Source organism: Streptosporangium sp. NPDC004631 (assembly GCF_053601935.1).
Window position 1 is genome coordinate 1 of record NZ_JBSGCR010000058.1, and the last position, 10,450, is coordinate 10,450.

The following is a 10,450-nucleotide window of genomic DNA, read 5'->3' on the forward strand; positions in this document are numbered from 1 at the left end:
GCGCAACAGGAACGTGAACGACCGCCTCACCGCTTCCTCCGCTCCGCACGCAGACCCTCGGCGAGGAGAACGCACGCGGCGGCGTTGATCGAGATACCGGTACGCGCGGCGTACTCCTCGATCTGCCGCTTCAGTTCCGGCGAGACGCGGAGGTTCAGCGACTCGCGGGGCGCCCCTCTAACCACAACCAAAATACTACCACTTTCGGGAAAGGGGAAGCGCAGATTCCCCTCCGGCCTTCAGGCCGGAGTACCCTCCGCGCGAATCTGATGGCCATCGGCACACTCCGGCCCTGCCCCTCCGCATACCTCATACGTCTTGACGGTGATCAAAGCTGTGAACCGTCGGCCCAGCTCAGGAACCCCAGATCAACAGCGCCTCAACGTCACTGGCCGTTCGCCGGTCCGCCGCGGGAGCGGCCCGAGGGCCTCCCCTGCCGCACCGCCTCCTCCAGGAACGGACACCGGCGCAAGCGCGCCCGCAACGTGAACCGATCTTTGAGCGTCCCCTTTCGAGGCGCCGGACGGCCCGTCAGGCTGTGGACGCCGACCGGAGCGTCAGGTGCGGCCCTCGCGATCGGCGTGATCGGCGGCAGGCAGCGGCTCGGGGGCGAGCCGGGCGGCGCGTTCGGCGCGCCTTTGGCCGGGTTCCTCCAGTGGCCCGGCCTCCATGCCTCGGGCGAGGGCAAGGAGCCTCGGCCGGCGCCCAGACCTGCTCCTCGACTCTGCCGACCCGCTTTCCGAGAAGATCGAGCCCGGTCGCCGGCGCTTCTTCCTCCTCGGCCGCGCGGCCCGCATCCGGCCTGGGCTGAGTCCGGATCCACCTCCCGGGAAATCCGTCTTCAGGGAGGGTTCCCAGCCCGGAGACGTCCTACGCCGGATGCCGGCCCCCAGCCGGCACCGGCCCGGCTCCACGGTCACAGACGTCTCCGCGGGTCACAGGAGCATCTGCCGTACGGTGCCGTGCCGTGTCACGTGAGGACCTTTGGCCCTATCTCCCGGCTCCGGACCGGAAGCACCATGCGAAAAGAGGAGTTGTCCAGCGAAGGGAGACCGTCGTGACAACGGCACGGGACATCATGCATCCGGGCGCCGAGTGCGTGGGCGAGCACCAGACCCTGAAGTTCGCGGCGCAGCGGATGCGCGACCTCGGCGTGGGCGCGCTGCCGATCTGCGGCGACGACGACCGGCTCCACGGCATCATCACCGACCGGGACATCGTGCTCAAGTGCGTCGCCTCCGGGAGTGACCCGGCCACGATGACGGCCGGTGAGCTGGCACAGGGCAAACCCGTCACCATCGACGCCGACGCCGACATCCAGCAGGTGCTCGGCGCCATGGAATCGCACCGGATCCGCCGGGTACCGGTCGTCGACCGGCACCGGCTCGTCGGCATGATCAGCGAAGCCGATCTGGCCCGCCATCTCCCCGGGGAGACGGTCGGTCACTTCGTGGAGATGATCTGCGCGAGCCCGTGACCCCCGGTCACACTGCGGGCCGCCATGCCCGGTGCGAGAGCCTGCACGGCCCCATCGACCGCGCCATCGGCACCACCCGGCCGGACGAGCCGTACCTGATCCAGCGCTGGAACGACGGCTGCACCGACGCCGCTCGCCTGTTCCGCGAAATCCGCGCCGAGGCTATCGCGGACGCACACCGCAGGCCGTCCGCAGACACCGGGCCCCACTCGGGTCCGTGCCACCAGCCGCGAAGTAGCTCCGCGTGACGGGTTGGGATGGCGATAGCCGATCATCGCGGTCGCGGTGCTGTGTCTGTCGGGTCGCGCCGACAGGCCTCCGAGGAGGTTCTCTGGCGTGATTGGCGACGGCGGGGTGCAGCGGTGGATGCTGTTCACCGCGGACCGCAAGACCGAGGAACTGCGCACGCTGGAACAGCGGCCGGTCAAGTTGCGTGAGTCCATCGCAGCGGCGAACCGCCGGTCGCGACGGGCCTGGGTGACGGCATGCCCGGCTGTATCTCGACGAAGAGCGCCGCTGGTTTGACCTTGACGCTGCGTCAACTTCTAGCATCGGGGCCATGTCGATCACTGTTCTTGACACCTACTCCGCCATGCGGCGGATTCTGCTGGCCCCGGTCGCGGACCGCGTTGGCCTGCTGCACTCGATGCTGGAGCCCAACAAGGGTATGTACCGCTACAACCCCGGCGAGGTCGATCTGGTTGCCGTACACCTCGCAACGTCCGGGTTCCCCATCGACCGCGACGAGGAGCGTTGCCTCGACGCGCTTGAAACCCTGGCTGCGGCCGGGGCCTGGGAGCGGATGGAACGCGCGCTCGACGACGCTCTCGCCGTACTGCTGGAGGCTACGCCGGGGCTGGAGGCCCCGGACATCACCGTGCTGTTCGTCCTCGGCGATCCGGGTGACGACCACTTCATGGGTCCCTGCAAAGGATTGACCGGGTTCGGCGGCATCTCGGGCCACATCGCCATCACGTTCTGGCCCTTCCCCGAGAACGTGGAGCGGCTGGAGGCCACCGCCGTACACGAACTGCACCACAACCTGCGGTGGAGCCCGGGCGGGGTTGTGTGGGACCCGATGACCGTCACGGTCGGCGAGCACATCGTCGGCGAGGGCCTGGCCGACGCCTTCGCCCGTCAGCTCTACGGCGACGAGCTCGGCCCCGCCCGCATCGGCGTGCCGCACCTGCACGACGACGAGGTCTTCAGCAAGGTGCTCACCGGGCTCGACGTGACAGGCATGCAGAACTTCACCGCATGGGTGCACGGCGACCCCAGCGCCGAGCGCTTCGGCCTCACCCCGGTGGGACTGCCGATGGGCGCGGGGTACGCCGCGGGCAACCGGCTGGTCGACACCTACCTGGCGGCGACCGGGCAGACGGCGGCGCAGGCCCTGCACGCCGACGCCTCGGAGATCATCGCAACCACGCTGCGCCACGGGTAACACTGGAACGATGGAGTGGACGATCCAGGAACTCGCGGCGAGGGCCGGCATCACCAGCCGGACCCTGCGGCACTACGACCACGTCGGGCTCCTGCTCCCGTCCCGGGTCGGCGCGAACGGGTACCGCTACTACAACCCCACAGCGGTCGCCCGGCTACAGCGGATCCTGCTCATGCGCCGGCTCGGCATGGGCTTGCCGGCCATCGCCGGGGTCCTGGCCGAGGAGGTGGACGCGCTCGACGGGCTCCGCGCCCACATCGCCGCGTTGGAAGAGGAACGGGACCGCATCGAACGGCAGGTCCGGTCTGCGCGTCACACGATCGAGGCCCTGCAGGCGGGGGTGGAACCGCGGATGGATGTCATGTTGGCGGGGTTCAACGACCTCTACAAGGACGAGGTGATCTCACGTTGGGGCGAGCGCGTGTTCCAAGTGAGCAACGACTGGTGGCATGGCAAGAGCCTCGACCAGCAGCGGGCCTGGAAGCAGGACACCGACGACCTCGTCGCCGCATGGGTTGCTGCAGTGAAGACCGGGGATTCGCCGACATCGGAACACGCTCAGTCGCTGGCTGCCCGGCACGTCCAGTGGCTGAGTCAGATCCCGGGCACCCCCACCGCCGAGGGCGACCGGGAGCGCTCGATCGAGATGGTGAACGGCATTGGGGACATGTTCGTCGACGACCCCCGCTTCGCCGCCATGTACGACGACGAGGCGGGGGCGACGTTCGTCCGCGACGCGCTGCACACGTACGCGCATACCCGGATGTAGCTCGTGTGGTTCGCAGAAATGACCATTTCTACGAGGGGCTCAAGGCCCGGCTTCTGAGAGACTCCGGGGAAGTGCTTCTCACGCCTGGCGGTCAGGATGGCTGAACCTCGTCGAAGAGGGCGAGGGCCTGGGTGGGGTCCGGGCTCACAAGGCGTTCCAGACCGGCCGTCGTGATCTCCGCCCACCTGCCGGCCCGTGCCCACATCTGTTCCTCGAAGGCGCGGACGGCCTCATCCAGATCGCCGGGGCCGGGGGCGGCGGCGACGGACTCGGCGAGTTCGGCGCCCTCCAGCATCGCGAGGTTCGCGCCCACCCCCAACGGGGGCATCAGGTGGGCGGCGTCGCCCAGGAGCGTCACTCCGGGGACATGGGCCCAGGTGTGGGACACGGGCAGGACGTAGAGGGGGCGGTGGACGAAAGCGGTGCCGTGGCGGAGGAGGTCGAGGACGGGAGCGGCCCAGCCGTCGAACAGAGCCAGCAGGCTTGATCGCACGGCTTCGACGTCGGCCAGGTCCAGGCCCGCGTCCATGCCTGCGTCCAGGTCCGCGCGCCGGTTCAGACCCATATGCCGGTCCAGGTTCGTGTGCCAGTCCAGCGGCGCGCGGAACTGGGCGTACACCTTGACGTGGCCGCCGCTGTTGCGCTGGGCGACGAGGGCGCGGTTCACGCCGTACACAGCCATGGAACCGTCGCCGATCAGCCGGGCGAGGTCGGGGTGGCGGGTGTCGACGTCGTCCAGGGAGGTCTCGACCAAGGTGACGCCGGTGTAGTGCGGCGTCGCGGACGAGATCGCCGGGCGGACCCGGGACCAGGCGCCGTCCGCGCCGATCACGAGGTCGAACGTCTCCTGTCGCCCGTCCGCGAAACGGACCAGCACGCCGTCTCGGGTCCCCGGCACGACCTCCGTCACGCCCCGCCCCCACTGAATGTCGAGGGGGCCGAGCAGCAGGTCACGGAGTTGCCCCCGATCGATCTCGGGATTGGCCCGGTCACCCGGACGGGGTTGCCAGTCGCGGAGGACGGTCCCGTCCGCGTCCAGGATGCGCATGGCCTGCCCCTCGGGACGGGACAGCGCCTGGAACTCCGCCAGCAGCCCCGCCTTGCCCAGCGCGAGCTGGCCCATCCTTTCGTGCAGGTCCAGCGTGCCGCCCGGAGGACGGGCGTCGGGGGCAAAATCGCGTTCGAGGACGGTGACGGGGTGACCGTGGCGGTGCAGGACGCGGGCGAAGGTGAGGCCTGCGGGGCCGCCCCCAATCACGGCGATACGGTGTCTCATGGCGATATACTGTATTTACCTATTACGGTGTATCGCAACAGTACGATGTAACCATGACTGTGTGGGACCGGCCGGAGCCGCCGACTCGCCCCGTGCCGCTCGACCGGGAGCGAATCGTTGCCGCCGCCATCGCGCTGGCCGACGAGGGCGGGCTGGAGGCGGTGTCGTTGCGCAAGGTCGCCGCCCGGCTGGACGCCGGCCCGATGCGACTGTACGGATACATCTCCACCAAGGAGGAGCTGTTCGACCTCATGGTGGACGAGGTCTACGCCGAGATCCTCCCCGAGGAGCAGCCCGGCGACTGGCGGGAGGTGTTGCGCATCCGCGCCCACCGCACCAGGCAGGCCACCCTCCGCCACGAATGGCTGGCCGACCTGCTCGGCGGCCGTCCGACCCTGGGCCCAAACGCCCTCGCCGTGACTGAGGCCACGCTGGCCGCCCTCGACGGCCTTGCCGACCTCGACACCGTCCTGCGCGCCGTGGAGACTGTCGGCGCCTACTTCACTGGCGCGATCAGGCGCGAGATCGCGAACCTGCGGGCCGAGCGCGCCACGGGCCTGTCCAAGCGTGACTGGCAGCGCGCCTCCGGCCCGCATGTGAGGAGGATGCTGGCCACGGGCCGCTTCCCGGCGCTGGCCAAGGCCGTGCACGACGGCACGGAGGTGGACGCCGAGGCGTCCTTCGCGACCGGCCTGGACTGGGTCCTCGACGCCGTGGCCGCCAAACTCGCCCGGCCGTCGGCGTGACGCTCAGGATTTCCAGGTGACATCCGTGGTACCGCGTGACGCCGCCGGACCGCGCACCTGCCTGCTCGACTGGTTCGGAGGCAAGCTCTGACGCCGGACGACCGGGCGGCGCTGGAAGGGGTACCACCGGAATACGGCAGACACGGGCCGCGGGCTTGATCGCTGATCGTTAAGATCTTGGCGTTCCGGCTGCTTAGTGATGGTTTCTGGGGGTTCGGGTGGCGTCGATCGATCGGGCGGCGTACCCGAGGCCCTGGTCGCAGCCCGCGCTTTCCTGCTTGGTGGAGCCTGCCTGCTGCTCACCAGGGTGGTGTCCGAGCACAGCTTTTGCCCTGTTGGTCTTCGGGGCGGGCATGGGCACCGCCACCGTCTGTGCCCAGATCGCGGCGTTCACCGGTGTCGCCGAACGGCACTCCGGTCTGGCCGCCGGACTCGCCGATGCCTGCTTCGCGGTTGGCACCGCCCTCGGCGTAGCCATCGCCGGCAGCGTTGTCGCCGCGTATGCACCCACGCCTGGGATCGTCGCGCCGCAGACGCTGGTTCCCGGTCATCAGGCCGCGTTCGGCGTGGTCGGCCTCGTCGCGGCACTGGGCCTGGTCATCGCTCTGGCCATGCTCGGCAAGCGATCGGCGCCGGTCACCATAGAGACCGCAGCGCCTCCCGTTGACCAGATCGTGACCGACCGCATTCCCGCCTGACCCATTGAGGAGCTTCCATGTCCGACTGTGACCCGGTCGCCGAGATCGGCCCCTTCAGCGACTCCGGCGCCAACGTGATCCCCTGGCCGATCGCACTGCGTGAGCTGGAGCAGGCGCGACTGTTCTGGCTGTCCACCGTCCGCCCCGACGGCCGACCCCACGTGACACCGTTGCTGGCCATCTGGACCCGCGGCGCCCTGTACTTCGCCACCGGCGACCAAGAGCGCAAGACACGTAACCTCCGCACCAACGACCACTGCGTCATGACGACCGGCACGAACGTCCTCGACGGTATCGACATCACCATCGAGGGACGTGCCGAGTTGGTGTGCGACCCGGCTGAACGCAGCACCACCGCCGACGCCTACGAGAGCAAGTACGGCGACCTTCTGACGAGCCCCGAGGGCACCTGGCATGGCCTTGGCGACACCATCCGCTCCGGCAAGGTTCTGCTGTACCGCATCGATCCGGAGGTCGGATTCGCTTTCGGCAAGGGGGAGACGTACAGCCAGATCCGCTACCGCTTCCAGCGCTGACCGTTGATTCCGCGGCCGCATGTCAGGCGGCCGAGCACTGGCCACCGTCGCAGAATGAGGATGTCGGGCTCGCTCTCGCCTATCCAGCACGACGTGCACAGACCGCTCGGCGGACCTGGCGGTTGGTCCAGAAGGCGGGTTCGACCCCGGGACCGGTGGGCCTCTCGGTCATCGTCCGGCAGGCGCCACCACGCGGGCGAGGTCAGCACGGTGGCCCAGGCACGGGCCCGGGGCAGCCACATGTCGGGGTCGCGCCATGCGAGACGCCGGCGCAGCCCGCGCGCAGTGCCGTACAGGCGCAGGCTCATACGTTCTCCACGGTGGATCACGTGGTCTGGCCGGCGGGGGCCCGGGGGCCCGGTACGGAGGTCGCGGCGAGGTTGAGGCGGGCTCTCATGTCGAGGTTCACCTCACCGTAGGGCCGGACGTGGGGCCAGAACAGCGGGGTAAGGCCACGCCGGTCGGCGGGCGCGAGGAGGTCCACCCGCTCCGGTTCGCCGAGGATGTCCTGAAGCATCAGGGTGTTCACGTACATCAGGGCCGATTGCGCAATCCGCAGGCACAGCACGAACATCTCCTGCTCGTCGCGCCGGTTCGAGGCGATCTCCCCGCCCTTGCCGCACGCGATCACGGAGTTCGCGCCGTTAGAGGCATCCATCACGTTCAGGCCTTCCTCGATCTCCCGCTGAAGGTCCCGCAGCCGCAGGTAGCGGGCCACGAAGATAGTCTTCTGGGCGCGGCCGACCTCCAGCATCGCCGCGTAGGTGGGATGGGAGGCGTTGCGGGTGAAGCGCCGCAAGATCGCCTCGGTGGACGCGGTACGGGTCCGGATCGCGGTGGCGTACTTGATCATCTGGTCGTACTGCTGGGCGATGAGTTCCCAGCGGATCGGACGGGTCAGCGCCGGGGTCAGCTGCGGGCAGGCGTCCGGCTCGTCGGCCACCGGCCGGTACAGCTTCACCTTGTTGATCCGCTTGATACGCGGCAGCAGGTCGAAGTTCAGATGCACACCATCGCCAGCGCCTGCCACCAGCCATTCTCGTACGCCATGCTGTCGGAGACGCCGACCCAGGAGAGCACCACCCAGACCGAGACCGCACTCAAGAGCAGCCCACCGGCCACGGCAGGGACGACCGCTGCCATGGGCGGCACACGTCTGCCGCCGATGACCGGGATCCAGCTCGGGACCACCTCGCCCCAGCCGCGCACCAGACCGATGCTGAGCAGCGCCGCCAACTCGGTGAGCACGCTGAGCCCGAAGATATAGGGGATGCTGATCCACAACGGTGACACAGGCGCGTCGTTGAGCTGGCCCATGTCGAAGTGAAAGGCAAACGGCAACCTCCACAGGCACGTGGGGAGCAACAGCCAGGGAAGTGCGTAGGCGGTACGGAGCGCCCAGCGTGGGGCAGGTTGTGCGGTGTCGCTGGTGGCCGGGGCCGCATGCAAGAGTTTGATCGCCATAGCTGTACCTTCTACTGGCCTCGAGGACGATTGATCACCTGTGAGGGTGAATCGCCTCCCCCGCGCGAGCTGGTTACGGCTTCGGCACATGGCCGGATGGACGGGGTCAGGTGACGGATTGCGCCACCAAAGCCATGGCCTGCCGCATGGCGTTCCGTACCTCGCTGGGTCCGTCGCCGCGCTGCAGCGCGGTCAGTGCGGATGCGCTGATCGCGCCCACCATCGCGCCGACCAGGGCGGAGGCGGTGATCGTGTCGAGTCTGTCGGGGAATGCCCGCTGCAGAGCCTGGGCCAGTTCGGCCTGCGCAGTGAGGTATCGCTGAAGCAGCCGGGCCTGTAGCGCCGGCACCGAGGCCGCCAGCCGTGCCCGCAGTGCCGCGAGCCCGCTGGGGAGGTCGCTGTCCCAGGTATCGGAGATCATCTGGTCCATCGCCCGCACCAGCACCTCGGACAGCCGTTCCCCGGCGCGGCGCTCGGCGATCGCCTGCAGCGCCAGATCGACGCGCACGTCGGCATTGGCCAGAAGCACATCCTCCCTGGCCTGGAAGTGGAGAAAGAAGGTGCGGGGGGACACCTCCGCGGCGTCGGCGATCTCGGCCACCGTCACGTGGTCATAGCCCTTGTCCTCGAACAGGCGCACCGCCGCCTCGATCAGTGCCTGCCGGGTGCGCTGCTTCTTGCGCTCTCGCAGTCCGTGCTTCTCCACCACGCAGGGCAGTCTATTACATCTTCCGAATTAATGCATACTGTGAATCGCTACATAGACTGCAGTCAATGAAAGGAGATCATTCATGGGAAGTCTCGACGGACGCGTCGTCCTCATCACCGGAGCAGGGCGCGGCATCGGGCGGGAAGAGGCGCTGTTCTTCGCCGCCGAAGGCGCCAAGGTCGTTGTCAACGACCCCGGCGTCGCCATCGACGGCACGGGCGGCGACGCCGGCGTAGCCGCGAAGGTCGTCGAAGAGATCACTGCCCACGGCGGACAGGCCGTGGGCAACACCGACAGCGTCACCGACTGGGACGGCGCCCGCCGCATGGTGGAGACGGCTCTGGAGTCCTTCGGCGACCTGCACGTCGTGGTCAACAACGCGACCATCGAACGGAACATGGGCCTGACCGACCTGTCGGCGGAGGACTTCGACGACGTCGCGGCCGTCAAGCTGAAGGGCACCTTCGCGGTAACGCACTGGGCGGCCCGCCACTGGCGCGACCGGTATCAGGCAGGGGTCCACGCCGACCGCGCCGTGGTCAACACCTCCTCCGGCTCCGGGCTGCTCAACCCGCTGCCCGCGCAGGTCTCTTATGCGGCAGGCAACGCCGGGGTCGCGGCACTGACCACCGTGGCCGCCCTCGAACTCGGCCGGTACGGCGTGCGGGTCAACTGCATCTCGCCCTCGATGGCCCGGACCCGCCTCACTCTCGCCGTTCCAGGCATGAGCGAGGAACCGCCGGCGGGCCGGTTCGACCCACTGCACCCGGCCGCCTGCGCACCTGTTGCCGCCTACCTGGCCGGCGCAGCCTGCCCGCTCACCGGCCAGGTGCTGTCGGTACGGGGCGGAACGGTCACGGTCAATCATGGCTGGTCCCTCGGCGGCCACATCCACAAAGACGGGCTGTGGAGCGTGGAGGAACTGGCCGAGAAGGTGAAGGAGCTGCCGATGGACGACCCGTTCGACAAGCTCGCCCAGGCCCTGACCGGCGCACTCGGCACCATCGGACGCGACCAACTCCAGGAGATGATCAACGCCCTGCTTGATCAGGGAGTCCACTCCGACGCGGCCTCCGCATGACGCGATGAACCACGTCCCGGACCGCGTGCTCAGTCACGCGGTCCGGGGACGGATGGGGGTCTGTTTCATAGGTGACCGCCTGTGAGATGCATCCGTTCTCTGCGATCTCGCAATCTAGGCACTCCGATCATCGCAGGTCGGAGGCACCTTTCTGGGAGGTTGTCCCGTAGCTCGTAGAACTTGAAGTGGCGGTCCCCGCCTCGGGGCCTACCTGGTGGTAGGTCTCGGGCAATCGCCAAATCACTCCGAG

The 10,450-nt window shown here is 68.7% G+C and carries 11 protein-coding genes and 1 pseudogene; 7 read left to right on the top strand and 5 right to left on the bottom strand.

Going from position 1 to position 10,450, the window contains the following annotated elements:
* Positions 1-26 precede the first annotated feature (26 nt).
* Complete coding sequence (locus tag ACWEF2_RS31005; RefSeq protein ID WP_189792892.1) at positions 27-185, bottom strand: toxin-antitoxin system HicB family antitoxin; 159 nt, start codon at positions 183-185, stop codon at positions 27-29.
* A gap of 872 nt (positions 186-1,057) precedes the next feature.
* Here ACWEF2_RS31005 and ACWEF2_RS31010 point away from each other — a divergent pair.
* From ACWEF2_RS31010 to ACWEF2_RS31020, 3 genes are all read left to right on the top strand, one after another.
* A complete protein-coding gene (locus ACWEF2_RS31010) occupies positions 1,058-1,477 on the top strand; it encodes a CBS domain-containing protein (RefSeq protein ID WP_453819818.1) in 420 nt (139 codons plus the stop codon).
* A gap of 559 nt (positions 1,478-2,036) precedes the next feature.
* Positions 2,037-2,921, top strand: a complete 885-nt coding sequence (locus ACWEF2_RS31015; protein ID WP_453819819.1) for a DUF2268 domain-containing protein — start codon at positions 2,037-2,039, stop codon at positions 2,919-2,921.
* A gap of 10 nt (positions 2,922-2,931) precedes the next feature.
* Positions 2,932-3,690, top strand: a complete 759-nt coding sequence (locus ACWEF2_RS31020) for a MerR family transcriptional regulator (protein ID WP_453819820.1) — start codon at positions 2,932-2,934, stop codon at positions 3,688-3,690.
* Between the two features lie 91 nt (positions 3,691-3,781).
* On the opposite strand, the gene ACWEF2_RS31025 is transcribed toward ACWEF2_RS31020, so the two are convergent.
* A complete protein-coding gene (locus ACWEF2_RS31025) occupies positions 3,782-4,966 on the bottom strand; it encodes an FAD-dependent oxidoreductase (protein ID WP_453819821.1) in 1,185 nt (394 codons plus the stop codon).
* 53 nt (positions 4,967-5,019) lie between these two features.
* Between ACWEF2_RS31025 and ACWEF2_RS31030 the strand changes: the two genes are divergently transcribed.
* The 3 genes from ACWEF2_RS31030 to ACWEF2_RS31040 all read left to right on the top strand — a co-directional run bounded on the left by ACWEF2_RS31030 (position 5,020) and on the right by ACWEF2_RS31040 (position 6,946).
* Positions 5,020-5,712, top strand: a complete 693-nt coding sequence (locus ACWEF2_RS31030; protein WP_453819822.1) for a TetR/AcrR family transcriptional regulator — start codon at positions 5,020-5,022, stop codon at positions 5,710-5,712.
* A gap of 353 nt (positions 5,713-6,065) precedes the next feature.
* Entirely contained in the window at positions 6,066-6,410 is a 345-nt protein-coding gene (locus ACWEF2_RS31035) for a hypothetical protein (protein ID WP_453819823.1), read from the top strand.
* Positions 6,411-6,427: 17 nt separating this feature from the next.
* Positions 6,428-6,946 carry a pyridoxamine 5'-phosphate oxidase family protein gene (locus tag ACWEF2_RS31040; RefSeq protein ID WP_453819824.1) on the top strand — a complete coding sequence of 173 codons (519 nt, stop codon included), beginning with the start codon at positions 6,428-6,430 and terminating at the stop codon, positions 6,944-6,946.
* Positions 6,947-7,271: 325 nt separating this feature from the next.
* Here ACWEF2_RS31040 and ACWEF2_RS31045 read toward each other — a convergent pair.
* The 3 genes and pseudogenes from ACWEF2_RS31045 to ACWEF2_RS31055 all read right to left on the bottom strand — a co-directional run.
* Positions 7,272-7,949, bottom strand: a pseudogene (locus ACWEF2_RS31045) (Tn3 family transposase); the annotation flags it as partial.
* Positions 7,946-8,410, bottom strand: a complete 465-nt coding sequence (locus ACWEF2_RS31050; RefSeq protein WP_453819825.1) for a hypothetical protein — start codon at positions 8,408-8,410, stop codon at positions 7,946-7,948. The gene ACWEF2_RS31050 and the pseudogene ACWEF2_RS31045, both read right to left, overlap by 4 nt.
* A 106-nt stretch (positions 8,411-8,516) precedes the next feature.
* Positions 8,517-9,119 carry a TetR/AcrR family transcriptional regulator gene (locus tag ACWEF2_RS31055; RefSeq protein ID WP_453819826.1) on the bottom strand — a complete coding sequence of 201 codons (603 nt, stop codon included), beginning with the start codon at positions 9,117-9,119 and terminating at the stop codon, positions 8,517-8,519.
* Between the two features lie 82 nt (positions 9,120-9,201).
* On the opposite strand from ACWEF2_RS31055, the gene ACWEF2_RS31060 reads away from it, so the two are divergent.
* Positions 9,202-10,200 (top strand): SDR family NAD(P)-dependent oxidoreductase, encoded by a 999-nt coding sequence (locus ACWEF2_RS31060; protein WP_453819827.1) that lies wholly within the window; start codon positions 9,202-9,204, stop codon positions 10,198-10,200.
* Positions 10,201-10,450: the final 250 nt, after the last annotated feature.

Excerpts from the sequence above, each read along its gene's own strand:
- ACWEF2_RS31015 (WP_453819819.1), top strand. The coding sequence starts at position 2,037 with ATGTCGATCACTGTTCTTGACACCTACTCCGCCATGCGGCGGATTCTG.
- ACWEF2_RS31020 (WP_453819820.1), top strand. The coding sequence starts at position 2,932 with ATGGAGTGGACGATCCAGGAACTCGCGGCGAGGGCCGGCATCACCAGC.
- ACWEF2_RS31025 (WP_453819821.1), bottom strand. The coding sequence starts at position 4,966 with ATGAGACACCGTATCGCCGTGATTGGGGGCGGCCCCGCAGGCCTCACC.
- ACWEF2_RS31030 (WP_453819822.1), top strand. The coding sequence starts at position 5,020 with ATGACTGTGTGGGACCGGCCGGAGCCGCCGACTCGCCCCGTGCCGCTC.
- ACWEF2_RS31035 (WP_453819823.1), top strand. The coding sequence starts at position 6,066 with ATGGGCACCGCCACCGTCTGTGCCCAGATCGCGGCGTTCACCGGTGTC.
- ACWEF2_RS31040 (WP_453819824.1), top strand. The coding sequence starts at position 6,428 with ATGTCCGACTGTGACCCGGTCGCCGAGATCGGCCCCTTCAGCGACTCC.
- ACWEF2_RS31050 (WP_453819825.1), bottom strand. The coding sequence starts at position 8,410 with ATGGCGATCAAACTCTTGCATGCGGCCCCGGCCACCAGCGACACCGCA.
- ACWEF2_RS31060 (WP_453819827.1), top strand. The coding sequence starts at position 9,202 with ATGGGAAGTCTCGACGGACGCGTCGTCCTCATCACCGGAGCAGGGCGC.